This is a genomic window from Pseudomonas fluorescens, assembly GCF_900636825.1.
GTDB classification, from domain to species: Bacteria; Pseudomonadota; Gammaproteobacteria; order Pseudomonadales; family Pseudomonadaceae; genus Aquipseudomonas; species Aquipseudomonas fluorescens_BG.
Window position 1 is genome coordinate 2,875,676 of sequence record NZ_LR134318.1, and the last position, 24,143, is coordinate 2,899,818.

Annotated in this window: 19 protein-coding genes; 8 read left to right on the forward strand and 11 right to left on the reverse strand. The window is 59.7% G+C overall.

The genetic code is table 11. The annotated features are described in order from the left end of the window. Positions 1–10: 10 nt before the first annotated feature. Both efeO and efeU read right to left on the reverse strand, forming a co-directional pair. Positions 11–1,210: an iron uptake system protein EfeO gene (gene efeO / locus EL257_RS13035; RefSeq protein ID WP_126363111.1), complete on the reverse strand. Its 1,200-nt coding sequence runs from the start codon at positions 1,208–1,210 to the stop codon at positions 11–13. 8 nt (positions 1,211–1,218) lie between these two features. Then, positions 1,219–2,058 (reverse strand): iron uptake transporter permease EfeU, encoded by an 840-nt coding sequence (efeU, locus tag EL257_RS13040; protein ID WP_126363113.1) that lies wholly within the window; start codon positions 2,056–2,058, stop codon positions 1,219–1,221. A 266-nt stretch (positions 2,059–2,324) separates the two neighbouring features. Here efeU and EL257_RS13045 point away from each other — a divergent pair, with 266 nt between their 5' ends. The 6 genes from EL257_RS13045 (at position 2,325) to EL257_RS13070 (ending at position 9,498) form a co-directional block, all read left to right on the forward strand. Further along, complete coding sequence (locus EL257_RS13045) at positions 2,325–3,341, forward strand: AraC family transcriptional regulator (protein ID WP_126363115.1); 1,017 nt, start codon at positions 2,325–2,327, stop codon at positions 3,339–3,341. 256 nt (positions 3,342–3,597) lie between these two features. Further along, positions 3,598–5,262, forward strand: coding sequence for an AMP-binding protein (locus EL257_RS13050; RefSeq protein WP_126363117.1), 1,665 nt, complete (start codon positions 3,598–3,600; stop codon positions 5,260–5,262). Between the two features lie 16 nt (positions 5,263–5,278). Continuing rightward, complete coding sequence (locus EL257_RS13055; RefSeq protein ID WP_126363119.1) at positions 5,279–6,040, forward strand: SDR family NAD(P)-dependent oxidoreductase; 762 nt, start codon at positions 5,279–5,281, stop codon at positions 6,038–6,040. A gap of 12 nt (positions 6,041–6,052) precedes the next feature. After that, a complete protein-coding gene (locus tag EL257_RS13060) occupies positions 6,053–7,246 on the forward strand; it encodes an acetyl-CoA C-acyltransferase (protein ID WP_126363121.1) in 1,194 nt (397 codons plus the stop codon). Positions 7,247–7,461: 215 nt separating this feature from the next. Further along, a complete protein-coding gene (locus tag EL257_RS13065; RefSeq protein ID WP_126363123.1) occupies positions 7,462–8,589 on the forward strand; it encodes an acyl-CoA dehydrogenase in 1,128 nt (375 codons plus the stop codon). 135 nt (positions 8,590–8,724) lie between these two features. Then, positions 8,725–9,498 (forward strand): enoyl-CoA hydratase, encoded by a 774-nt coding sequence (locus EL257_RS13070; protein WP_126363125.1) that lies wholly within the window; start codon positions 8,725–8,727, stop codon positions 9,496–9,498. 236 nt (positions 9,499–9,734) lie between these two features. Here EL257_RS13070 and EL257_RS13075 read toward each other — a convergent pair whose 3' ends face one another. The 4 genes from EL257_RS13075 to EL257_RS13090 all read right to left on the reverse strand — a co-directional run bounded on the left by EL257_RS13075 (position 9,735) and on the right by EL257_RS13090 (position 14,787). Further along, positions 9,735–10,886 (reverse strand): acyl-CoA dehydrogenase family protein, encoded by a 1,152-nt coding sequence (locus tag EL257_RS13075; protein WP_126363128.1) that lies wholly within the window; start codon positions 10,884–10,886, stop codon positions 9,735–9,737. Positions 10,887–10,889: 3 nt separating this feature from the next. Then, the gene (locus tag EL257_RS13080) at positions 10,890–11,996 is read right to left on the reverse strand and encodes an enoyl-CoA hydratase/isomerase family protein (protein WP_126363130.1); all 1,107 of its coding nucleotides are present in this window, start codon (positions 11,994–11,996) and stop codon (positions 10,890–10,892) included. Between the two features lie 766 nt (positions 11,997–12,762). Further along, complete coding sequence (locus EL257_RS13085; protein ID WP_126363132.1) at positions 12,763–13,452, reverse strand: HPP family protein; 690 nt, start codon at positions 13,450–13,452, stop codon at positions 12,763–12,765. 156 nt (positions 13,453–13,608) lie between these two features. Further along, positions 13,609–14,787 (reverse strand): MFS transporter, encoded by a 1,179-nt coding sequence (locus tag EL257_RS13090; protein ID WP_126363134.1) that lies wholly within the window; start codon positions 14,785–14,787, stop codon positions 13,609–13,611. A gap of 471 nt (positions 14,788–15,258) precedes the next feature. Between EL257_RS13090 and EL257_RS13095 the strand changes: the two genes are divergently transcribed. After that, positions 15,259–16,104 (forward strand): site-specific integrase, encoded by an 846-nt coding sequence (locus tag EL257_RS13095; RefSeq protein WP_232013108.1) that lies wholly within the window; start codon positions 15,259–15,261, stop codon positions 16,102–16,104. A 6-nt stretch (positions 16,105–16,110) separates the two neighbouring features. Here EL257_RS13095 and EL257_RS13100 read toward each other — a convergent pair whose 3' ends face one another. The 5 genes from EL257_RS13100 to EL257_RS13125 form a co-directional block, all read right to left on the reverse strand. Further along, positions 16,111–16,665, reverse strand: a complete 555-nt coding sequence (locus tag EL257_RS13100) for a PqiC family protein (protein ID WP_126363136.1) — start codon at positions 16,663–16,665, stop codon at positions 16,111–16,113. A 17-nt stretch (positions 16,666–16,682) separates the two neighbouring features. Next, a complete protein-coding gene (locus EL257_RS13105; RefSeq protein ID WP_126363138.1) occupies positions 16,683–18,338 on the reverse strand; it encodes an intermembrane transport protein PqiB in 1,656 nt (551 codons plus the stop codon). Between the two features lie 209 nt (positions 18,339–18,547). Beyond that, positions 18,548–19,849 (reverse strand): NAD(P)/FAD-dependent oxidoreductase, encoded by a 1,302-nt coding sequence (locus EL257_RS13110; RefSeq protein ID WP_126363140.1) that lies wholly within the window; start codon positions 19,847–19,849, stop codon positions 18,548–18,550. After that, the gene (locus EL257_RS13115) at positions 19,846–20,934 is read right to left on the reverse strand and encodes a polyamine ABC transporter substrate-binding protein (protein WP_126363142.1); all 1,089 of its coding nucleotides are present in this window, start codon (positions 20,932–20,934) and stop codon (positions 19,846–19,848) included. The genes EL257_RS13110 and EL257_RS13115 overlap by 4 nt, the downstream gene beginning before the upstream one ends. 155 nt (positions 20,935–21,089) lie before the next feature. Continuing rightward, positions 21,090–22,448 carry a glutamine synthetase family protein gene (locus EL257_RS13125; protein ID WP_126363144.1) on the reverse strand — a complete coding sequence of 453 codons (1,359 nt, stop codon included), beginning with the start codon at positions 22,446–22,448 and terminating at the stop codon, positions 21,090–21,092. Between the two features lie 162 nt (positions 22,449–22,610). Here EL257_RS13125 and EL257_RS13130 point away from each other — a divergent pair, with 162 nt between their 5' ends. Further along, positions 22,611–23,507 (forward strand): helix-turn-helix domain-containing protein, encoded by an 897-nt coding sequence (locus EL257_RS13130; RefSeq protein ID WP_126363146.1) that lies wholly within the window; start codon positions 22,611–22,613, stop codon positions 23,505–23,507. The last annotated feature ends 636 nt before the right edge of the window (positions 23,508–24,143 follow it).

A 24,143-nucleotide genomic window follows, 5' to 3' on the forward strand; every position in this document is an offset into this window, starting at 1 on the left:
GGTCTTCTGCTTACAGGCCGGAGAGGCCGAGGACGGGATCGATGCCATGGAGTGCATGCGCAAGCGCTTGAGCCTTGTCGGCGATCTGCTGGCGTTGTGTATTGCTGACACTGTCGTAACGGGCGTAGCCGTCCTCAACCTTGTAGCGGTTGAGTTCGGCGTCGAAGCCAGCAAGCGCTTGATCGATCTGCCCCAGCAGGTCGGCGGCGGATTTGGTCAATAGCGGGCGCAGCAAATCGACGACCTTGTGCGCGGTTTGCGCATTGGCGGCGAAACCATTGAGGTCGCTGTGGCTGTAGCGTTCTTCTTCCCCGCTGGCGGCGCGCACCTCGGCGAGGCTGTTGAGGTTGCGCACGATAATGTTGACCAGTTGCTCCGGTGGCAGGGTCTGAGCCAGCAATTGCTGTTTCAGCGTGGTGACGTCGGCCAGAAGATGCTGGGCAACGGGCTTCAGGTCGTCGAGTTTGCGTTGCTCGAACAGGCCATATTCGAGGCGGTGAAAACCGACGAATGCCGGATCCTGTTCGCGTTTTTCATAATAATCAGCGCGGGCGTTGATGCGGTTGTCCAGTTCGGCAAGGCGCTGCGCGGCGGGCGCCAGACGCTGATAGGCCGCACGGGCCGGCAGGTACAGCGCCTGAGCCTGGCTCAAGTCGCCGCTTTCGATGGCCTGATCGAGAGCACCTACGGCCTTGATCAAAGCGCTGCTCTGGCTGGCCAGATACACGCGAAACTCTGACAACGGCCCAATGAAAGCGACCATCGACGGCTTGGCTTTCGCGGCGGCGTCGGAGGCCGCGGTTGGCGTGACGTGCAAAGTGCCGCGCGGGTTGCTCAGCAAGCCACAGGTGATGGCGTAGTCACCCGGTTGCAGATTGGCGTTGATGACCTGGCTCAGACCGGGGGCAATGTTTTCGCGTTCTTCGACCACCAGCACGCCGTCGAGAATTTCCCATTCAACTGCCCGGTCGGAACGGTTGACGATGCGGAAACTGGCGCGCCCGGCGGGCACGCTCAAAGCGTTCGGCTCGCAACGGCCCGGATGAATGTTCACCACCACTTCATCGTGATTGTGCTGACGCTTGGCGGCAGCCATTTTCGAGGCGTACCAGAACAGGCCGCCGGCGGCGATCATCACGATCACCGAACCGGCCAATGCCCAGCGCAAGGCACGGGGCGGCGAAGCCTGAGGAGTATTAGGCGTTGACATGGGGGCCCTTATTGGCTGGAAACGGAAGTCGACTGCGCGCGGGGCTGGGCGGCCGGGAGAAAAAACATCACCAGCGCCAGCAGCAGATAAATCACATACGCACCGAGGGTGCTGACGGTCGGTGCATCCTGATAACCGAACATGCCGGCCAGCACCGAGCCCAACGGGCCGTCCATCGGCAACGTCGCACTGAAGTCGAACAGCACGCCTTGCAGGTGATTCCACAGCCCGGCTTCGTGCAGCGCCTGCACGGAATTGGCGAGAATCCCGGCGGCGACCAGCAGAATGAACAGGCCGGTCCACTTGAAGAACATCGAAAGGTTGAGGCGCATGCTGCCGCTGTAGATCAGCAAGCCAACGATGATCGCCAGGATCAGGCCGAGCAGGGCGCCGATCGGCGCGCCGGGGCCTTCGCTCTGCTGGAACACGGCGAGCAGGAAAAACACCGTTTCCAGACCCTCGCGAGCGACGGCGAAAAACACCATGGCGATCAGGGCGATGACTTGATGTTTTGAGGTCGTCAGCGCTTGGTCAAGCGAGGCTTGCAGCGAATGCTTGATCGACCGGGCGACCTTGCGCATCCAGAACACCATCGAGCTGAGAATGCCCACGGCCACCAGCCCGACGACGCCTTCAAACAATTCCTGCTGTTTCTGCGGAAATTCGGCGCTGACCAGTTCCAGGCCGCCACCAACCAGCAGCGCGAGCGCGGCGGCGAGGAAAACCCCGATCCACACCGCCGGCATCCATTGGCCACGGCCGGTTTGCTGAAGGTAACTGGCGATGATGCCGACGATCAGCGCGGCTTCGATGCCTTCGCGCAGCATGATGAGAAAGGGAACGAGCATGGGTCAGCCACAGCGATTTAGATAGGAGGCTAAGTTGTAACATAATGACACTCATTCCCAAATGACAATGATTGACATAAGCCTGAACGTAAGCTGAACAGACTGAAAAATAACCATCCCCTGTAGGAGCTGCCGCAGGCTGCGATCTTTTGATCCTGATTCTAAAAATCAAAAGATCGTCCGATCGCGGCCCGAGCCTGCGGCAGCTCCTACAGGGGATCGGTTAAGATGCGTGCCACTGAGAAAAACAGGAATGACCGCGTTCCATGTCAGAAAAAGACACCATTGCCATTCAGCTGGTGCGTGAAGCGCTGTTGCAAAGCTGTGCGCCCGGCGCGGCCACGGAACACGTTTTGCGCAAGGTCGGCATTGACCCGCTGCTGTTGCAATCCGCCAGCGGTAGGGTGCCCGCGTCGCAATACGCCAGACTCTGGCGCTTGTTGGCGCGGCGCGGTGACGATGAGTTTTTCGGCATGGATCCACGCAAGCTCAAATCTGGCAGCCTCGCGTTTCTGTGTCGCAGCGCCATGGCACAGCCGACGCTGGCGGCGGCACTCGAGAGCGGTCTGTCGTTTCTCTCGCTGATGCTCGACCGCTTACCGGCGCAGTTGCTGCGCCAGCAGAGTCTCGCCGAAATCGTGCTGCTCGAAGACGACGTCGAACCCCGCCGCGCTTTCACCTATTTCACCTATTGGATGATCGTTCACGGTGTGGCGTGTTGGCTGGCGGGGAGGCGGATTCCGATTCTGGCCATCGAACTGCGCTGCCCGGCGCCAGACTTCACCGATGACTATCGTGTGATGTTTTCGGAAAACCTGCGGTTTGATCGGCCCCGGACGCGGATGATTGTTGCCGCCGATTGCCTCGATCTGCCGATCAAGCGCAGCCCCGAAGAGCTGAAGCGTTTTCTCGCCCATGCACCGGCCAATATTCTGGTGAAGTACCGCGACCCGCAAAGCCTGGCCAGTCGGATCAAGCAGGATCTGCGGCAACTGCCCGCCGAGCAATGGCCGGAAACCGAAGCCCTGGCGCAGCAACTGTGTATGTCGGCCTCGACCTTGCGCCGTCGTCTGGCGGAGGAAGGGCAGACCTGGCAGGGGCTCAAGGACGGTGTGCGCAAAGAACTGGCGATTACCTGGCTGGCGGAGCCGTCGATCAGTTTTGCCGAGATCGCTTCACGCCTGGGCTTTGCCGATGCAAGTTCGTTTTACAAGGCGTTTCGCAAATGGTCGGGATCGAATCCGGGCCACTATCGCACCCTGATCCTGAATGAGATCGTCTGAGCGAACACCATCGCCAGCACGGTAAACGCATTCCCCCTGTAGGAGCTGCCGAAGGCTGCGATCTTTTGATCGTGGAAAAAAAGCAAAGATCGCAGCCTTCGGCAGCTCCTACAAGGGATGCGTTTTTTTCAATGGCATGGCCAAACCGGTCAGCCACTTTGATGGCTTTGACCATTGCCCCGGCCCCCGCGCAGCGCGACTATTCCTCTGTTGTTTACGGTTCCCCGCCTAATAAAAACACAGAGGGATTCTGGCAATGCGCGATTACTTGTCTGCCACCGCACAATTCAACTACCAGTACACCGTAGAGGCCGCGCTCAGCGGTTCGCTTGAAGCGCTCAACGCCTGCGTCGAATGCTGCGACCGCCATGCCTTGCCCGGGCGCATCGCGCTGTTCTGGGAAGGCCGCGACGGTGCCAGTGCGACCTATACGTTCAGCGATCTGCAGGATCAAGCCGCGCGATTCGCCAATTTTCTCCTCGCCCAAGGCGTGCAGAAGGGCGACAAGGTCGCCGGGCTGCTGCCGCGCAATATCGAATTGCTCATTACCGTATTCGCCACGTGGCGCATCGGTGCGGTGTATCAGCCACTGTTTACCGCGTTCGGCCCCAAAGCCCTTGAACACCGCTTGCACAGCTCCGGCGCGAAAGTCGTGGTCACCGACGCCGTCAATCGGCCGAAGCTCGCTGAAGTCGCCGATTGCCCGACGCTCGTTACCGTCGGCGGGCCCAAGGGCCAAGGCATCGTCCGTGGCGATTTCAGTTTCTGGGCTGAGCTGGCAAATTTCTCCAACGTCTGCGAACCGCTGCTGCTGACCGGCGAAGATCCCTTCTTGTTGATGTTCACCTCTGGCACCACCGGCCCGTCGAAAGCGCTGTCGGTGCCACTCAAAGCCATTGTCGCCTTCCAGAGTTACACCCGTGATGCGGTGGATCTGCGCCCGGAAGACGCGTTCTGGAACGTGGCCGATCCGGGCTGGGCCTATGGCATTTACTTCGGCGTTACGGGCCCGTTGTCAATGGGCCACCCGATCACGTTCTACGATGGCCCGTTCACCCTTGAAAGCACCTGCCGGGTGATCAACAAATACGGGATCACCAACCTCACCGGCTCGCCGACGGCTTATCGTTTGCTGATTGCTGGCGGTGATGAATTCGCCAGGTCGATCAAGGGCAAATTGCGCATTGTCAGCAGCGCCGGCGAGCCGCTGAATCCAGAGGTGATCCGCTGGTTCGCCGACAATCTCGATGTGGTCATTCATGACCATTACGGCCAGACGGAGCTGGGCATGGTGCTGTGCAATCACCATGGCTTCGAGCATCCGGTGCATGTCGGCGCCGCCGGGTTCGCTTCGCCGGGGCATCGCATCGTCGTGCTCGATGACCAATACCACGAACTCGGCGTCGGCCAGCCGGGGATTCTTGCCATCGACCGCGCGCAATCGCCGATGTGCTGGTTCGGCGGCTATGAAGGCGCGCCGACCAAGGCCTTCGTCGGCAACTATTATTTGAGCGGCGACACCGTCGAGTTGAACCCGGACGGCAGCATCAGCTTCGTCGGGCGCAGTGATGACGTGATCACCACTTCGGGCTATCGCGTTGGCCCGTTTGATGTCGAGAGCGCGTTGATCGAACACCCGGCGGTGATTGAAGCGGCGGTCATCGGCAAACCCGATCCGGAGCGCACCGAACGGGTCAAAGCCTTCGTCGTGCTCAGCGCGCAATACCGCGCCGCACCCGAGTTGGCCGAAGAGCTGCGCCTGCATGTGCGCAAGCGTCTGGCGGCGCATGCGTACCCCCGTGAAATCGAATTTGTCAGTGAATTGCCCAAGACCCCCAGCGGCAAATTGCAGCGCTTTATCTTGCGCAACCAGGAAATCGCCAAGGCTCAAGAGGCCGCGGCGCATAACGTTTCAGCTTGAATCAGGAAGTACCGTCATGCAGATCGAGAACAAGGTTTTTATCGTCACCGGCGGCGCGTCCGGCCTCGGTGCAGCCACCGCTGAATTGCTGGTCAGTGCCGGCGCCAAAGTGATGCTGGTGGATATGAACGCCGAAGCCGTCGCTGCCCAGGCCCAGCGCCTCGGTGCGCAAAGCGTGGTCGCCGACATCAGCAACGAAGCCGCAGCCGAAGCCGCCGTGCAAGCGACCGTCGCCGCGTTCGGTGGCCTCAATGGCCTAGTCAACTGCGCGGGTATTGTTCGTGGCGAGAAGATCCTCGGCAAGAACGGCCCACACGCATTGAGCAGTTTCGCCCAGGTGATCAACGTCAATCTGATCGGCAGCTTCAACATGCTGCGCCTGGCTGCAGCGGCCATCGCCGAGAGCGAAGCCAATGCCGACGGCGAGCGCGGCGTGATCATCAATACCGCGTCGGTGGCGGCGTTCGACGGCCAGATCGGTCAGGCGGCGTACTCCGCCTCCAAAGGCGCAATCGCCAGCCTGACGCTGCCGGCCGCGCGTGAACTGGCGCGTTTCGGCATTCGCGTGATGACAATTGCTCCGGGCATTTTCGAAACGCCGATGATGGCTGGCATGACCCCGGAAGTCCGCGACTCGCTGGCGGCCGGCGTACCGTTCCCGCCGCGTCTGGGCAAGCCTGCCGAGTACGCCGCGCTGGTTCGGCATATCATCGAAAACAGCATGCTCAACGGCGAGGTGATCCGTCTCGACGGCGCCTTGCGCATGGCCGCCAAGTAAGGAGGATTTGTCATGACTATTTCCAATGATCCGATTGTGATTGTCAGCGCCGTGCGCACCCCGATGGGTGGCTTTCAGGGTGAGCTGAAAAGCCTTACTGCGCCGCAACTTGGCGCTGCCGCGATCAAAGCTGCCGTGGAACGCGCGGGCGTTGCCGCCGATTCCGTCGATGAAGTGTTGTTCGGTTGCGTACTGCCCGCCGGTCTCGGTCAGGCGCCTGCGCGTCAGGCGGCGCTGGGCGCCGGTCTGGATAAATCGACCCGTTGCACCACCGTCAACAAAATGTGCGGCTCGGGCATGCAGACCACCATCATGGCCCACGACATGTTGCTCGCCGGCAGCGCCGATGTGGTGATTGCTGGCGGCATGGAGAGCATGTCCAACTCGCCATACTTGCTTGATCGTGCTCGCGCCGGTTACCGCATGGGCCACGGGCGCGTGCTGGATTCGATGTTCCTCGATGGCCTCGAAGACGCCTATGACAAGGGCCGCCTGATGGGCACATTTGCCGAGGATTGCGCTGAAACCAATGGTTTCAGCCGCGAAGCGCAGGACGCGTTTGCCATTGCCTCGACCACCCGCGCGCAGCAGGCGATCAAGGATGGCAGCTTTCAGGACGAGATCGTCCCGCTGACCGTGACCGTCGGCAAAGAGAAGGTAGTCATCAGCAACGACGAGCAGCCACCAAAAGCCAAACTCGACAAAGTTGCCTCGCTGAAACCGGCGTTCCGTGATGGTGGGACAGTGACGGCGGCGAACTCCAGTTCAATCTCCGACGGCGCGGCGGCGCTGGTGCTGATGCGTCAATCGCAAGCGCACAAGCTCGGGCTCAAGCCGTTGGCAGTCATCCATGGGCATTCCGCGTTCGCCGATACGCCAGGGCTGTTTCCAACCGCGCCGATTGGTGCGATCAAAACGCTGATCAAAAAGACCGGCTGGTCCCTGGCTGAGGTCGATCTGTTCGAAGTCAACGAAGCGTTTGCCGTGGTCGGGATGGCGGCGATGACGCACCTGGAAATCCCGCACGACAAGCTCAACGTGCATGGCGGTGCCTGTGCCTTGGGCCATCCGATCGGCGCTTCCGGAGCACGGATTCTGGTGACGCTGTTGTCCGCGCTGCGGCAGAAGAACCTCAAGCGCGGGATTGCAGCGATCTGCATTGGCGGCGGCGAAGCCACGGCAATGGCCGTGGAATGCGTCTACTGATCCACCCAGAGCCCTTGTAGGAGCTGACGAGTGCAACGAGGCTGCGATCTTTTGATTTTGTTTTCCAGATCCAGATCACGATCAAGATCACGATCAAGATCAAGATCAAGATCAAGATCAAGATCAAGATCAAGATCAAGATCAAGATCAAAAGATCGCAGCCTTCGGCAGCTCCTACAGGAGGTTGCGGGGCGACTGACATTTAAGGATTCACCATGATTCCCAACGAAGACCAAACCCAGATCCGCGACATGGCCCGGCAATTTGCCGAGGAACGGTTGAAACCGTTCGCCGCCGCCTGGGACCGCGAGCACCGTTTCCCCAAGGAGGCCATCGGCGAAATGGCCGAACTGGGCTTTTTCGGCATGCTGGTGCCGGAGCAGTGGGGCGGTTGCGACACCGGCTATCTGGCCTACGCGATGGCGCTGGAAGAAATCGCCGCCGGCGACGGTGCGTGCTCGACGATCATGAGCGTGCACAACTCGGTGGGGTGCGTGCCGATTCTAAAGTTCGGCAACGACGACCAGCGTGAGCGTTTCCTCAAACCGCTGGCCAGCGGCGCGATGCTCGGTGCTTTCGCCTTGACCGAACCCCAGGCCGGCTCCGACGCCAGCAGCCTGAAAACCCGCGCGCGCCTCGACGGTGATCACTACGTCTTGAACGGCTGCAAACAATTCATCACCTCCGGGCAGAACGCCGGGGCGGTGATCGTGTTCGCCGTGACCGATCCGAGTGCCGGCAAACGCGGGATCAGTGCGTTTATCGTGCCGACCGACTCGCCCGGCTATAAGGTCGCGCGGGTTGAAGACAAGCTCGGCCAGCACGCATCCGACACTTGCCAGATTCTGTTCGAAGACGTGAAAGTGCCGGTGGCCAACCGGTTAGGCGAGGAGGGTGAAGGTTACAAGATTGCCCTGGCCAACCTTGAGGGCGGACGCGTCGGCATCGCGGCGCAATCGGTGGGCATGGCCCGGGCAGCGTTCGAAGCGGCGCGCGATTACGCCCGAGAGCGCGACACCTTCGGCAAGCCGATCATTGAACATCAGGCCGTGGCGTTCCGTCTGGCTGACATGGCCACGCAGATCGCCGTCGCCCGGCAAATGGTGCATTACGCGGCGGCCCTGCGAGACAGCGGTCAGCCCGCCCTGGTCGAAGCGTCGATGGCAAAACTGTTCGCCTCGGAGATGGCCGAGAAAGTCTGCTCGATGGCATTGCAGACGCTGGGCGGTTACGGTTACCTCAACGATTTCCCGCTGGAACGCATTTATCGCGACGTGCGCGTGTGCCAGATCTACGAAGGCACCAGCGACATTCAGCGCATGGTCATCTCCCGCAACCTATAAACCCCCCGCCCGTGTAGGAGCTGCCGCAGGCTGCGATCTTTTGATTTTGCTTATGAAACAAGCTCAAAAGATCGTCCGATACGCGCCCCAGCCCCCGGCATCTCCTAGAGGGGCGAATAAATTCAGGAGTCATGTATGAGCTACGAAACGATTCTGCTGGAAATCCGCGACCGCGTTGGCCTGATCACCCTCAATCGGCCGCAGGCGCTGAATGCGCTGAATGCGCAACTGGTCAGCGAAGTGAATCAGGCCCTCGACACACTGGAGGCGGATGCGAACATCGGTTGCATCGTCCTCACCGGCTCGAAAAAAGCCTTCGCCGCTGGCGCCGACATCAAGGAAATGGCCGAGCTGACTTATCCGCAGATCTATATGGACGACCTGTTCAGCGACAGCGATCGCGTCGCCAACCGCCGCAAGCCGATCATCGCCGCGGTCAACGGCTTCGCTCTTGGGGGCGGTTGTGAATTGGCGCTGATGTGCGACTTCATTCTCGCTGGCGACAATGCGAAATTCGGCCAGCCGGAAATCAACCTCGGCGTGCTGCCTGGCATGGGCGGTACTCAGCGTCTGACTCGCGCGGTCGGCAAGGCCAAAGCCATGGAAATGTGCCTGAGCGGGCGCATGATCGACGCGGTGGAAGCCGAGCGTTGCGGCATCGTCGCGCGAATTGTGCCGAGCGATGAATTGCTCGATGAGGCTCTGAAAGTTGCAGGGGTGATTGCCGGCAAGTCGCTGCCGATCGCGATGATGATCAAGGAAAGCGTGAACCGTGCGTTTGAGGTCAACCTGACTGAAGGCGTGCGTTTTGAACGGCGAGTATTTCATGCCGCTTTTGCCACGCAGGATCAGAAGGAAGGGATGGCGGCGTTTGTGGGCAAGCGTGAGGCGGCATTCCAAGGCAAGTAACGCGTCTAGAGCGAAAAGCTCCTCACCCTAACCCTCTCCCAGAGGGAGAGGGGACTGATTGGAGGATATTGATGATCTGCGCGGACCTGAAAGAACTGTACTGAATCCCTGATCGACCTGGTTTATCCACTCCATAAGCGACCCGTTCTTTCAGGTGGATGGATAACGCCAGACACCTCGGTCGGCCCCCTCTCCCTCTGGGAGAGGGCTGGGGTGAGGGAAAGGGGGCAACACCATTACATCTGGTAGTTCTTCAAATCCCGCGCGATGACCATCCGCTGGATCTCGCTCGACCCTTCGTAAATCTGCGTAATCCGCGCATCCCGGTAATATTTCTCCACCGGGTAATCTTCCAGATATCCATACCCGCCGTGTATCTGAATCGCCGAGGAACAAACTTTCTCGGCCATCTCGGACGCAAACAGCTTTGCCTGTGAAGCCTCGGACAAACACGGTTTGCCCGCCGTGCGCAGGCGCGCGGCGTGGAGAATCAGCAGGCGTGCGGCGTTGATCTGCATGTGCATGTCTGCCAGCAGGTTGGCGATGCTCTGGTGTTCGATGATCGGCTTGTCGAACTGCACCCGATCCTTCGAATAAGCCAGCGCCGCTTGAAACGCCGCACGGGCGATGCCCAACGCTTGAGCAGCGATGCCGATGCGTCCGCCTTCAAGGTTGGACAAGGCAATCGCCAGGCCTTTACCGCGTTCGCCGAGCAGATTGACCTCGGGAACGCGGCAGTCGCTCAGCGTTACCGCGCAGGTGTCAGACGCGCGAATGCCCATTTTGTGTTCGGTGCGATCGACGATGAACCCCGACGTTTCGGTCGGGACCAGAAACGCCGAAATGCCTTTCTTGCCCAGTTCCGGATCGGTCACGGCAAACACGATGGCCAGTTTCGCCCGTTTGCCGTTGCTGACGAACTGCTTGGCGCCGTTGATCACCCATTGGCCGTCACGCAGTTCGGCGCGGGTGCGCAGGTTATGCGCTTCGGAGCCGGCCTGCGGTTCGGTCAGGCAAAAGCAACCGATGGTCTGCCCGCTGGCGAGGTCCGCCAGCCACGTTTGTTTCTGCGCTTCGCTGCCGTAGTTGAGCACTGGGCCGCAGCCGACCGAGTTGTGAATGCTCATGAACGCGCCGGTCGCGCCGTCGCCGGCCGAAATCTCCTCAACGGCCAACGCATACGCAACGTAGTCGACATAAGTGCCGCCCCATTCTTCGGGCACGACCATGCCCAGCAGACCGAGCTCGCCCATCTTCGCGACCAGCGCGTCGTCGATCCAGCCAGCCTTTTCCCAAGCCTGCGCATGGGGCGCGATTTCGCCGCGGGCAAAGTCCCGGGCCATGTCGCGGATCATCACTTGTTCTTCAGTCAGTTCGAGATCGTGCATGGCTCAGCTCCCGCTCTCATCAAAACCGTGAAAGAAACTTGCCACGTGCGTCGCGTCGAGCCCGGCAAGGGTCGGCGGGTTCCAGCGTGGTGATTTGTCTTTGTCGATCAACAGGGCGCGCACGCCTTCGATCAGATCGCCACGGGGGAACCACTGACGATCAAGGTGCAGTTCCAGCGCAAAGCACTGTTCCAGATTCAGGTGGCGGCCACGACGGAGCATTTCCAGGGTGACGGCCATGGCCAGCGGTGAGCGGGTTTCCAGCAGATCCGCCGTGGTAGTCGCCCATTCATGACTATCGGCGACGGTAACCGCGCGCATTTGCTCGACCATGCTCGGCACGTCGGGCAGGGCGAAGAAGTGGTCGATGGCTGGGCGCAAGGCTTCAAACGGCGCGTCGGGCAGGGTTTGCACGGCGTGTTTGGCCAGCAGGTTCTGCAAAGACTTGAGCGGTGTGTCCTGCCACTCCATTTGATCAAGTTTGTCGTCGAGCAGCGCCAGGGTGCTGCTGTCCAGATACCAGTCGGCCAGCCCGCAGTACAGCGCATCGGCGGCACGGATCTGCACACCACTGACGCCCAGATAAATCCCCAGTTCACCGGGAATACGCGGCAGAAAATAACTGCCCCCGACATCCGGAAAATAACCAATCGCCACTTCCGGCATCGCCAGACGGCTTTTCTCGGTGACCACCCGCAGATCTGCACCTTGCACCAGGCCCATGCCGCCGCCGAGGACAAAACCGTCCATCAGCGCCAGCACCGGTTTGCGGTAGTGATGGATCGTCAGGTCGAGGGCATATTCCTCGACGAAGAAATCCTCGTGCAGCGTGTCACCGTTCTTGAAACTGTCGTACAGGGATCGAATATCGCCGCCGGCGCAGAAGGCCTTCTCACCGGCACCGCGCAGGACAACCGCGTGGACATCGGCATCGGACGCCCAGGCATCGAGCTGCTGTTGCAGCAGGCGCACCATGTCGAGGGTGATGGCGTTGAGACCGGCGGGGCGATTGAGTGTGAGATGACCGATGTGGTTGCGAACCTCGGCCAGCACGTCGTTCTGCGTGGCATCCATGGACTGTGTCCGCGGGGATGAAGCCTGAGCTGTCATCAGTAACTCCCTGCTTTTATTGTCTTTATTCGAGAAGCTCGCGCGCGAGCGTTACCGGATCGTAACAGTGCAAATTTGTCGTGTACAACGGGGATATGTGCAGGGGCTGTCTGCGTTTTTACCGCACCACGCCAGTCTTGTAGGAGCTGCCGCAGGCTGCGATCTTTTGATGTTGGTTTTAAAGATCAAAAGATCGCAGCCTCGTTTCACTCGTCAGCTCCTACAGGGGGGCTGAGGGTATCGAGTGTAGGAGCTGCCGAAGGCTGCGATCTTTTGATGTTGGTTTCAAAGATCAAAAGATCGCAGCCTCGTTTCACTCGTCAGCTCCTACAGGGGGCCTGAGGGTATCGAGTGTAGGAGCTGCCGAAGGCTGCGATCTTTTGATGTTGGTTTTAAAGATCAAAAGATCGCAGCCTCGTTTCACTCGTCAGCTCCTACAGGGGGCCTGAGGGTGTCGAGTGTAGGAGCTGCCGAAGGCTGCGATCTTTTGATGTTGGTTTTGAAGATCAAAAGATCGCAGCCTCGTTTCACTCGTCAGCTCCTACAGGGGGGCTGAGGGTATCGAGTGTAGGAGCTGCCGAAGGCTGCGATCTTTTGATGTTGGTTTCAAAGATCAAAAGATCGCAGCCTCGTTTCACTCGTCAGCTCCTACAGGGGGCCTGAGGGTATCGAGTGTAGGAGCTGCCGCAGGCTGCGATCTTTTGATGTTGGTTTTGAAGATCAAAAGATCGCAGCCTCGTTTCACTCGTCAGCTCCTACAGGGTGCTCAGCGGGTAAAGACTTCGCCGATGCTGCGGCGTTTGGCGTGCAGTTCGCTGGCGTGGATCAGGCGTTCGAGGTCTTCGGGGGTGACGTCGATGAAGGCTTCCATGTCGGCCAAGGCGAGTTTCAGATCTTCGGCGGTGATCGCTTGACTGTCCACGGGCGCAACCGGTGGGGCCGGTTCAGCGGGGCGTTTGGGGTAGCGAATCCGCGTCAGGTTGTTGTAAGTCAAGGCACTGGCGAGCATGCACGCGGCGCCAAGCATCACCGGTTCCATGGCTTTCCAGTCCATGGCGATGGTCGCCGGATCGGCCAATACCAATGTCAACGCGAGCGCCCCGGCCGGTGGGTGCAGGCAACGCAGCCAGCACATCAGAATCAGCGCCATGCCCGCCGCCAGACAAGCGCTGCCGAGCGTTCGCCCAAGCACATGCGCCACCAGCAACGCGACGACGCCTGCACACAGATAACCGCCCAGAATCGACCACGGCTGAGCCAGAGCGCCGGACGATACGGCGAAGAGCAGAACCGCCGAAGCGCCCAGCGGGCCGATCAGATGATAAGCGACATCATGGCCGAACACCTGCGCGCACATCCACACGCTGAACAACGTACCCAGCGCCATGCCGATGGCGGCGCGGCTCCATTCGGTGGGACGAGTGTTGATAGCGGCGGGCATCCAACGAGCGAGCATTTGAAACTGATCCTTTTGCAAATTCCGGACAAAAAAAAGGACTTGTCCGGCATATCCGGAAAGCCCTCGAAGTGTTCCAACATTGGGGGAGGAACGCGCACAGTGTGCCGTTCAAAATCGATGCTGACAAATTCATATAAATGCAGTTTGAATGCATTATTTTTGCACTGAAGTCGCGTGTCGCCCGCTGACGACACACAGATAACCGCCGACTGTTGCCAATGCACTCAATGCATAGAACATAACCGGCGCCGGTGTGTGCATTAACAGAAAACCGCACAGCACCGGGCTGATCCCGCCGCCAAGTGCCGCGAGATTCTGCGCGCCATAGTAACTGCCGCGCAGATGCTCCGGAGCCAGCGTGTCGACGAAGAGAAAATCCGCCGGGTAAATGATCATCTCGCCGAGGGTGAAGATGAACATCGCCACGCACCAGCCCACGAGGCTGTTGGCCAGACTGAAACCGATCAACCCGAGGACAAACAGCGCGGTGCCAGCGGCAATCCAGTGGCGCAGACGTTCACGGGTGAGCAATCGGCCGACCTGATATTGGAGAAGAATCACCGTGATCGCATTGCAGGCGAGCAGGGCGGCCATGGTGTCGAGCATCTGCTGTTGCGTGTGCGTCGCCAGCAGATATTGCGACAGGTACAGGGTGAAGCGCCCGTGCACCAGCGTACTGAGCAGACAGCCGAGGGTGAACAGAATCATCGTGCGATCGTTTTTCAGAATCACCAGCGTGTTGAGAAAGCTGCGTGGCTGGCCCACCACGGAGCTCGCTTTCGCATCCTTCGCGACGCCCAGCAACAGAACAACGCTGCCGATGGCAATCGCGCCGGCGACGATAAACGGCGCCGACGGCTGAATGCCGGCAATCACCACGCCAATCATCGGGCCGACGGCATAGCCGATATTGGTCAGCGTGTAATTCAGCGAAAACGCCTTGACGCGCTGCTCGACCGGCAGGTTCTCACTGAGGATCGCCTTGGAACAGATCATGAAGAGCGCGGACGCGGTTTCACTGATGATCAAAACCAACGTGACCAGATACAGTTGCTGCGCGAAGGTCAGCAGGATCAGCCCGATACCGCTGGAAAGCATGGTCAGGATCAGCAGCCGACGCTTGTCCAGGCGGTCGATGATGTAGCCACCGTAAAGCGACAGCAGCGTCGCGCTGAACACTGCAATGCCCAGCAACAGCCCGACGTCCTGCGGATTGAGCCCGAGTTTGTTACTCAGGAACAGCGTCAGCAACGGACTGACCAGAGCGCGGCTGATGACCACGGTCAGCGAACTGATCATCAATCGGCGAATGAAGCGCGAATAGGTGGCCACGGAGGGTTAATGTCCTTATTACAGAATGCCTGGCGAGCGACATCCTCACCGTCCGCTCACGGCCGGTCAAGCAACCCCGGCGCAAAATCCTGTGGGTGGGAGCCTGCTCGCGAAGGCGATTTTCCACTGACACCTGCGGCGACTGACGCATCGCTTTCGCGAGCAGGCTCGCTCCCACAGGTTGCCGGCTTACTGCGCCCGGCTATCTGAAAAACGCGGAAATTCAATGGCTTGCTGTACCGGTCAGGGAATGCCCGGTTGACATTCAAGTCCATGAGCGGCAGGTTGTGGGCCTTTTCGGGCAGCCTGTTGCAACCAGGTTCTGTCGCTGTTTTTTGTCATGTTGCAGTGATCGTTTTCCATTCAAGGCCGTTTCGTTTGATTGACTTGTCGAGTACTGAATCCACCCCGTCCAAAACCAATCCGCTGACCCTGTACCTGGCTCGTCTGGCGCCGTCCAGCCAACTGACCATGCGTTACGTGCTGCAGGATGCTGCCGACCGCCTCGGCTTCGAGGATGCCGACATTGAGGAAATCCCCTGGCACGGGCTGCAGCCCGAAGACGTCGTGGCGCTAGTTGCGGCGTTGCGCGCCGATGGCTACGCGCCGAATACCTCTTCGCTGTATGTCAACGCGGTGCGTGGAGTCATGAACGAAGCCTGGCGCATGAGCCTGATCAGCCAGGATCATTTGCTGAAGATGCGCTCGGTCAAAGGCATTGCCGGTACGCGCTTGTCCCAGGGGCGCAATCTCAGGCGCTCGTTGATTCACGAATTGATGGAAGTGTGCGCCGCCGACCCGCGCCCGCAGGGCTTGCGCGACGCCGCGGTGATCGCACTGTTGTACGGCACCGGGATGCGCAAGTCGGAATCGGTCGATCTGGATTTGAACCAGGTGGATTTCACCGAGCGCAGCCTTACGGTCACCGGCAAGGGCAACAAGCAGTTGATCAAGTACGCACCGGCGTGGGCGTTCGCCAAATTGAACGCGTGGCTGGAGCTGCGCCGGTCGCAGCTCAAGGAAGGCGAAAGCGACGATGCCTTTTTGTTCAACCGCATTCGCCGTGGCAGTCACATCACCCGTGAGCGCATCACCAAACACGCGATCTATTACATCGCTCGCCAGCGTGGCACGCAGGTCGGGGTGAAGATCATGCCCCACGATTTTCGCCGCTCGTTCATCACGCGGGTTATCGAAGAGCACGACCTATCGATCGCGCAAAAGCTGGCGCACCACAGCAACATCCAGACCACCGCCAATTACGATGTGCGAGACGACAACGAGCGGCGGCGGGCAGTGGACCGCTTCGACCTGTAGGCCAGATCACGAAGCAGAAGGGCAGGTTCGCGCATTGCTGGCGGCCGCCCGATTGATCACTTCGGCCAGACGCTTGACGTTGGTCTGCTGCGCGCTGACCAGTTCATCGATACTCGGCCCCGACGGCGTTTGCAGGGTCGAGCGGCACGTCAGCAGGCTTTGATCGGCAGCGCCCAGCGGACGCAAGCGCCACTTCGCATCGATCAACGCGTACTGGCCGGGAATCGAGTCGAAGCGCTGCACGTCGATGCGCACCGACACGCCGCCGGTGTTGCCACTGTTCGCCAATTGATCGACCAGCGCGCCGCGCAATTCATCCGCAAGCGTTGCGCCCCACCAGTCGGTTTCCAGAATGGCCAAGCCACTGTTGCCTTCGCGAATGACGATTTGCGCGCGATCGACTTGCGGCGGCACGGTGATGCCTTCGATCGCAATATCCGCTCCGCCCCTGCCGGGGCCCGGTTGTGCCGGCGTCAGGGTGTGAAAGCTGATCGGGTCGCTGCGGCAGGCGCCGAGCATCAGCAACGCCGCGAGCACGGTGATCTTTAGCGGTAAAGCCATGGGTTACGCTCCTGTGCTCAATTGCGTGGCGGTCCTTTCAGATCCAGCGGCGCCGCATTGTCGGGACGACCACGGATCAGCGATTCCGGGTGACGACCCAGGTAATCGGAGAGTTCGCGCAGCGAACGCGACATGCGCCCGAGTTCGTCGAGGGTTTCGGTGAGTTTCTCGCGTTGCGGCGAGTCTTCGGCCAGCGTCGAGTTGGCCGACTGCAAGGTTTTGCTGACATCGTTCAAGGTGTTCTGCACGCCCGGCAGCGTCTTCGCATTGAATTGCGCCAGGCCTTTGCGCAGCTCGACCAGATTGCCGTCGAGGTTGTTGGCGATGCGATCCACCGGCAGTTTGTTGATCTTGTCGACCATCGCTTCGAGTTTTTCCTGCAACTGTTCGAGGCTGCCTGGCACGGTCGGAATGGCCACGGGGCGGGCGCTCGGATCGAAGGCCACTTTTTCCGCTTTGGGGAAGAAATCGAGGGCGATATACAGCTGCCCTGTCAGCAGGTTGCCGCTGCGGGCCTGAGCGCGCAGACCATTGTCGACGAACGTGCCGATCAGGCGGATGCCGGCCGCTTCGTCGTTGGGGTCATGCTTGAACGCTTCGAGCATTTTTCCGTAGGCCATGCCGAGGCGCTGGGGATAAATCACGATGCCAACGTTCAGTGGGAAGCTGCGTTTTTTGGCGTCGAAATCGAGATTGATGGCGACAACCCTGCCGATCTCCATGCCGAGAAATTCTACCGGCGCATCAACCTTCAGCCCGCGCAGAGCCTGGTCAAAACGCAGACTCAGGTATTGCGCCTTGCCGTTGGGTGGGGCAAGGGCGGTTTGCTGATCGGCAAACAGTTCGTAGCTTTTGTTGTCGGCAGCGGGCACATCGTTGGGGCTGTATTCCGGGGCGCGGAAGGCAATGCCCCCCACCAGCAAGGTCGACAGCGATTCGGTCTTCACCGCAAAACCGTTAGCGCCAACGCTGACATCAATGCCGCTGGCGTTCCAGAACCGGGTGTTTTCGGTGACGTACGTGTCGTTGGGCGAATGCACGAACACTTCGATGTTCACGCCTTTGCCGTCAGGGTCCAACGCATATGAAACCACTTGGCCAACGGGAATCTTGCGGAAATACACGGGGGAGCCGATGTCCAGTGAGCCCAGATCCTGAGTGTGCAGCGTGAAGCTCTTGCCGGGTTCGCCGTAGGTGATGGGCGGCGGGTTCTCCAGGCCTTTGAAGTTTTTCGCGCGGTTATTCGCCTCGCCAATGTCGGCGCCGATGTAATCGCCGGAAAGAAGAGTATCGATGCCGGAGACACCGCCCGCGCCGATTCTCGGCCGCACCACCCAGAACTGCGAGTCTTCGCGGGTAAAGCTTTCAGCCTGCTTGGCGAGTTTGATCGTGGCATCGACGCTTTTGTGATCGTCGGCCAACTGCACGTCGGAAACGTGGCCGATCACCACGTTACGGTATTTGACTTCGGTTTTATTGGCGGTGAGGCCGTCACCGGTCTTGAACGTAACGGTGATGGTCGGCCCTTCCTGGAGGATGTTGTGCACCACCAGCGAGAGGCCCACCAGCACCGCCACAAGCGGCACGATCCATACCAGTGAAAAACCGAAACGGCGGGTTTTGATCGGGGCCTGACCGGGTGCTCGCGGCTCGTCGCTGGCTGACGACTTCATCCATATCCTCCTTAATTCAATGGGTACTGAGCGTCAGGAACGCAAATGCACTTCATCAATATAGAAGTGCTTGGCGATAGAGCAAATGTGAATAGCAAGTGCGCACCGCAAACCTCAATGTAGGAGCTGCCGAAGGCTGCGATCTGTTGATCTTGAAGATCGCCCGATCGCGGCCCCAGCCTTCGGCAGCTCCTGCAGGGCGCACGTTATCAGCCGAGCAGTTCGCGCAGGCGATACCAGAACATGCCCAGTGCCAGCAGCGGCGAACGCAGGGCCGGGCCTCCGGGGAAGGTCATGTGCGGCACGGCGCTGAACACGTCCATGCCTTGGCTGTGACCCGCATCAATCGCTTCGCCGAGCAACTTCGCGCACCAATGGGTGACGTTGAGGCCATGGCCGGAATAGCCCTGCGCGTAGAACACGTTCGGGTGTTGCCGCAGTCGCCCGACCTGCGGGAAGCGGTTGGCGGTGATGCCGATTTTGCCGCCCCATTGATATTCAATGCGCACGTCCGCCAGCTGCGGGAAGACCTTGAGCATCTTCGGACGCATGTAGGCGGCGATGTCCGCCGGATCACGCCCGGAATAATGGCAGGCACCGCCGAACAGCAAGCGCCGATCCGCCGAAAGCCGGTAGTAGTCGAGACCGACTTTCTGATCACACACCGCCAGATTCTGCGGGATCAGCTGCGCGGCGCGTTCTGCGGACAGAGGCTCGGTGGCGATGATGTAACTGCCGGCCGGCAGCACTTTGCCACTGAGCTGTTGTTCGAGTTCGTCCAGATGCGCGTTGCAGCCGAGCACCAGACTGCCGGCACGCACGGTGCCGCTTGCGCAACGCACTTGCACGGTCGCGCCATGGGTGATTTCCAGCACCTGGCTTTGTTCGAAGATCCGTACGCCCAGCGAAGCCGCCAGACGCGCTTCGCCTTGCACCAGATCCAGCGGATGCAAGTGTCCAGAGCCCATGTCTACGAGCCCACCGGCATAAATGTCGGAGTTGACCACTTGCTGGCGAATCTGCTCCGGGCCGATCAGTCGGGTTTGGTGGGCGTAACCGAGTTCGGCGAGGTCGGCCAGTTCGTCTTTGAAAGCATCGAATTGCGCCGTGGTGTTGGCCAGATCGCAGAAGCCCCAGCGCAGATCGCAGTCGATGGCGTGGTCAGCGATGCGCTGGCGCACCAGTTCCACCGAGTCGATTCCGGCGCGCTGTAAATAACGCACGCCCTCCTGACCGACATACTTGGCGAAGCCGTCGACGTCATGGCCGATGCCGCGAATCAACTGCCCGCCGTTGCGCCCGCTGGCGCCCCAGCCGATCCGTCGGGCTTCGATCAGAATCACCGACAGCCCGCGCTGCGCCAGTTCGATGGCGGTATTGACCCCGGTAAATCCGCCGCCAATCACGCAGACATCAGCGATCAAGTCGCCTTCCAGCACTGGATAGAGAGTGCTCGCCCGTGCCGAAGCAGCGTAGTAGGAGCGGGCGTGTTCGTGGCTGTGCTGATTCATTTGTTCGACTTCACTTTGCTCCAGGATCGGGTCATCAGACGCATGATGGCCTGGGGCGGGGTGGTGGAGATGTACAGTTTGTCGATGACGTCCTGTGGCGGGTAAACCTCAGGATTGTTGACCAGTTCCTGATCCATGTATTGCTTGGCCGCCGGGTTCGGGTTGGCATAACCAACGGCCGCGCTGACCTTGGCAATCACTTGCGGATCGAGCAGGTAATTGATGAAAGCGTGGGCTTCTTTGCTGTTGCTGGCGTCCGCCGGAATGGCCAGCAGATCGAACCACAGGTTGGCGCCTTCTTTTGGAATGGCGTAAGCGATGTTCACGCCGTTCTTGGCTTCCTTGGCGCGATTGGCGGCCTGGAACACGTCGCCGGAATAACCGAAAGCCACGCAGATATCGCCGTTGGCCAGATCCGATACGTATTTGGAGGAATGGAAGTAGGTGATATACGGACGGATGCTCAGCAGTTTGGCTTCGGCTTTTTTGTAATCCTCGGGATTTTCGCTGCGCGGGTCCATGCCCATGTAGTTGAGCACGGCGGGAAAGATTTCATCGGCGGAGTCCATCATCGACACGCCGCACTGAGTCAGTTTTTTCAGGTTTTCCGGCTCGAACAGCACCGCCCAGGAATCGATGCGATCAATGCCCAGCACTTGCTTGACCTTGTCGACGTTGTAGCCGATGCCATTGGTGCCCCACAGATAAGGCACGGAGTGCGCATTGCCCGGGTCGTTTTTTTCGAGCAGTTCGAGGAGTTTCGGATCGAGGTTCTTGAAGTTGGGCAACTGCGCGCGATCGAGTTTGAGGAATGCTCCGGCTTTCACCTGACGTGCGAGAAAGTGGTTGGACGGCACCACCACGTCATAACCGGTGCGCCCCGCGAGCAGTTTGCCTTCCAGGGTTTCATTGGAATCGAACACGTCGTAGATCACTTTGATCCCGGTGCTGGCCTGGAAGTCGGCGAGGGTGGTCTCGCCGATGTAGTCGGTCCAGTTGTAGACGCTGACTTGTGGCTGCGCGTGGGCTACCGCACTGAACAATACGCTCAGGGCGACCGGGATTACGGATTTCAACAGACGCATATCGACACCTCTAATTTTTTGGATTTTTCAGGTGGTTCTCTAATCCTGTGGGAGCGGGCTTGCCCGCGATGAGGCCGGCAGCTTCGACATCACTGTTGAATGTGCCGCCGCCATCGCGGGCAAGCCCGCTCCCACAGGTTTTGTGCAAATTTGAATTAAACGCTCATCATTAAGAACTCGCGCTCCCACGAGCTGATCACGCGTTTGAAGTTTTCATGCTCGGCGCGTTTCACCGCGACGTAGCCGCGCACGAACTTGTCGCCGAGGTAACGGGCAACGGTCGGGCATTCTTCCATTTGCGTCAGCGCTTCTTCGATGGTGATCGGCAGGCGCAGGTTGCGGCGTTCGTAAGCGCGGCCCTGCACCGCAGCGCTTGGCTCGATGCGGTCGACCATGCCGATGTAACCGCAGAGCAAGCTCGCGGCAATCGCCAGGTACGGATTGGCGTCGGCGCCCGGCAAGCGGTTTTCCACGCGCATCGCTTCGGGGCTGGAGGTCGGCACACGCAGGCCGACGGTCCGGTTTTCTTCGCCCCATTCGACGTTGACCGGCGCCGAGGTGTCCGGCAGGAAGCGGCGGAACGAGTTGACGTTGGGCGCGAACATCGGCAGCACTTTCGGAATGTATTTCTGCAATCCGCCGATGTAATGCCGGAACAGTTCGCTCATCTGTCCGTCTTCACTGGCGAAGACCGGTTTGCCGGTGGCGATGTCGACCACGCTCTGGTGAATGTGCATGGCGCTACCGGGCTCATCGCCAACGGGCTTGGCCATAAACGTCGCGGCGACGTTGTGCTTGAGCGCCGCCTCGCGCATGGTGCGTTTGAACACGGTGATCTGGTCGGCCAGATCCAGAGCGTCGCCGTGGCGGAAGTTGATTTCCATCTGCGCCGGGCCGTCTTCGTGGATCAGCGTGTCCAAATCAAGACCTTGCAGCTCGCACCAGTCGTAAACGTCCTCGAACAACGGATCGAATTCGTTGGCGGCATCGATGGAGAATGACTGCCGGCCGCTTTCCGCACGGCCCGAGCGGCCCAGTGGTGCCTTGAGCGGCAAGTCCGGGTCTTCGCAGCGTTGGGTCAGGTAGAACTCCATTTCTGGCGCGACAATTGGCTTCCAGCCTTTGTCGGTGTACAGCTGCAGGACTTTCTTCAGGACGTTGCGCGGCGACAGTTCGATCGGGTTGCCAAACTTGTCGAAGGTGTCGTGGATAACGATGGCGGTCGGTTCGATCGCCCATGGAATTACGTAAACCGCGTCAGCCACTGGCTTGCAGACCATGTCGATGTCGGCGGGATCGAGCAGGTCGTAGTAGATATCGTCGTCGACAAAATCCCCGGTTACCGTTTGCAGCAGCACACTTTCCGGCAGGCGCATGCCGCGCTCATGCAGGAACTTGTTGGTCGGTGCGATCTTGCCGCGGGCGATGCCGGTCAGGTCGCTGACCACACATTCGACTTCGGTAATCTTGTGATCTTTCAGCCACGTGAGCAGCTGATCGAAAGGGGCATTCATAAAGACCTCGTTATTGGTTTTGTGGACGCCGGGGAGGGCGGGTTTCATCTTCCGCCCCTTCCCCTGTAGCGCGTTGACGACTATCTTGGGCGCGGCTCGAGATTCCATCTATCCACTTTCCGCAGCACCAAAGCGCACCAAAAGAGTGCGCAAGGTCACCCCATGACAACGTGCAATCCGCTTCAGGTTCAAGCGTTCAACACCGCCGATGTGGCCGAACAAGTCCGCGCCACACCGGGTTGGGTGCAGCATTACCAGCAGATGTCGCCGGGGCATTTCGCCGGGCAGATTCGCTATCTCGATCTGCAAGGCGTCGAGGTCTATGAAGAGCAGATGAACACCCGGGTCGAGCAGAATTTCCGTGCGCCGTCTGGGGCTCTGGCGTTCTGTTTCGATCGCAGCGACAACGCGCTGTATTTGCTCAATGAAGAGAGCCGCAACATCTGGATCACGCCGGAGAATTACCAGGAAATTGCCGTGGTATTCGGTCCGGAGTTCGTCAGGCAACACGGTCTGGACGTGGCGAAACTGGAAGGGTTATTCATGGCACCGCTCAACTGCGGACAGAACGCCTTGTTCAGCCGCTGGTTAAGCTCGACTCTCACGAAGTTGTCGCAAACCATTGATCTCATTGATAAAGATGCGTTGACGCAACAGCTGATCGAGGATTGCCTGTTCCTGCTCGACAACGCGCGCACGAGTCTGGATCGTGGGGGATTGCAGCGGCGCACCGAAGAACGGGCGATCATGAAACGTGTCGGCGAGTGGGCCGCAGATTCGCCGGAAGACACCCTCAATCTGCTGGAACTTGCCAATGTCGCGGGTGTGTCGCTGCGGCAGTTGCAACAGGCTTTCAAGGCTTACACCGGGATGACGCCGAGTCACTGGTTGCGCTTGCGCCGGCTGAACAGCGCACACCGCGAATTGCTCAGGCGCAACCCGACACAGACCACCGTCGCCGAGGTGGCGATGCAATGGTCGTTCTGGCATCTGGGACGGTTTTCCAGCAGCTATCGCGCGTTGTTCAAAGAGTTGCCGAGCGAGACGCTCAAGCGCTGAAGGATAGGGTAAAGAGCCACAGACCTTTGTGTCCCTCCCTGACCCACCGCTTTCGCGAGCAGGCTCGCTCCCACAGGTTTTTGTGGTGTGGTCAAAATTGGCAGTGCCCTGCAAAGCCACCTGGCAGCGACACCGCGCAGATATTGACGCCCACACCCCTGTAGGAGCTGCGGCACGCTGCGATCTTTTGATCTTGTTTTAAAGAATCAAAAGATCGCAGCCTCGTTGCACTCGACAGCTCCTACAGGTGGGGGGCTCAGAATTCGGAGTGCCCACAAAATCCAATGTGGGAGCGGTATGGTCAACCTGGCAGCGACACCGCGCAGATACTGACGCCCACACCCCTGTAGGAGCTGCGGCACGCTGCGATCTTTTGATCTTGTTTTAAAGAATCAAAAGATCGCAGCGTGCCGCAGCTCCTACAAGTGGGGGGCTCAGAATTCGGAGTGCGCACAAAATCCAATGTGGGAGCGGTGTGGTCAACCTGGCAGCGACACCGCGCAGATATTGACGCCCACACCCCTGTAGGAGCTGCGGCACGCTGCGATCTTTTGATCTTGTTTTAAAGAATCAAAAGATTAAAGAATCAAAAGATCGCAGCCTCGTTGCACTCGACAGCTCCTACATGTGGTGTGC

Coding starts and splice junctions, on each gene's coding strand:
- efeO (WP_126363111.1), bottom strand. CDS start 1,210: ATGTCAACGCCTAATACTCCTCAGGCTTCGCCGCCCCGTGCCTTGCGC.
- efeU (WP_126363113.1), bottom strand. CDS start 2,058: ATGCTCGTTCCCTTTCTCATCATGCTGCGCGAAGGCATCGAAGCCGCG.
- EL257_RS13045 (WP_126363115.1), top strand. CDS start 2,325: ATGTCAGAAAAAGACACCATTGCCATTCAGCTGGTGCGTGAAGCGCTG.
- EL257_RS13050 (WP_126363117.1), top strand. CDS start 3,598: ATGCGCGATTACTTGTCTGCCACCGCACAATTCAACTACCAGTACACC.
- EL257_RS13055 (WP_126363119.1), top strand. CDS start 5,279: ATGCAGATCGAGAACAAGGTTTTTATCGTCACCGGCGGCGCGTCCGGC.
- EL257_RS13060 (WP_126363121.1), top strand. CDS start 6,053: ATGACTATTTCCAATGATCCGATTGTGATTGTCAGCGCCGTGCGCACC.
- EL257_RS13065 (WP_126363123.1), top strand. CDS start 7,462: ATGATTCCCAACGAAGACCAAACCCAGATCCGCGACATGGCCCGGCAA.
- EL257_RS13070 (WP_126363125.1), top strand. CDS start 8,725: ATGAGCTACGAAACGATTCTGCTGGAAATCCGCGACCGCGTTGGCCTG.
- EL257_RS13075 (WP_126363128.1), bottom strand. CDS start 10,886: ATGCACGATCTCGAACTGACTGAAGAACAAGTGATGATCCGCGACATG.
- EL257_RS13080 (WP_126363130.1), bottom strand. CDS start 11,996: ATGACAGCTCAGGCTTCATCCCCGCGGACACAGTCCATGGATGCCACG.
- EL257_RS13085 (WP_126363132.1), bottom strand. CDS start 13,452: ATGCTCGCTCGTTGGATGCCCGCCGCTATCAACACTCGTCCCACCGAA.
- EL257_RS13095 (WP_232013108.1), top strand. CDS start 15,259: ATGCGTTACGTGCTGCAGGATGCTGCCGACCGCCTCGGCTTCGAGGAT.
- EL257_RS13100 (WP_126363136.1), bottom strand. CDS start 16,665: ATGGCTTTACCGCTAAAGATCACCGTGCTCGCGGCGTTGCTGATGCTC.
- EL257_RS13105 (WP_126363138.1), bottom strand. CDS start 18,338: ATGAAGTCGTCAGCCAGCGACGAGCCGCGAGCACCCGGTCAGGCCCCG.
- EL257_RS13110 (WP_126363140.1), bottom strand. CDS start 19,849: ATGAATCAGCACAGCCACGAACACGCCCGCTCCTACTACGCTGCTTCG.
- EL257_RS13115 (WP_126363142.1), bottom strand. CDS start 20,934: ATGCGTCTGTTGAAATCCGTAATCCCGGTCGCCCTGAGCGTATTGTTC.
- EL257_RS13125 (WP_126363144.1), bottom strand. CDS start 22,448: ATGAATGCCCCTTTCGATCAGCTGCTCACGTGGCTGAAAGATCACAAG.
- EL257_RS13130 (WP_126363146.1), top strand. CDS start 22,611: ATGACAACGTGCAATCCGCTTCAGGTTCAAGCGTTCAACACCGCCGAT.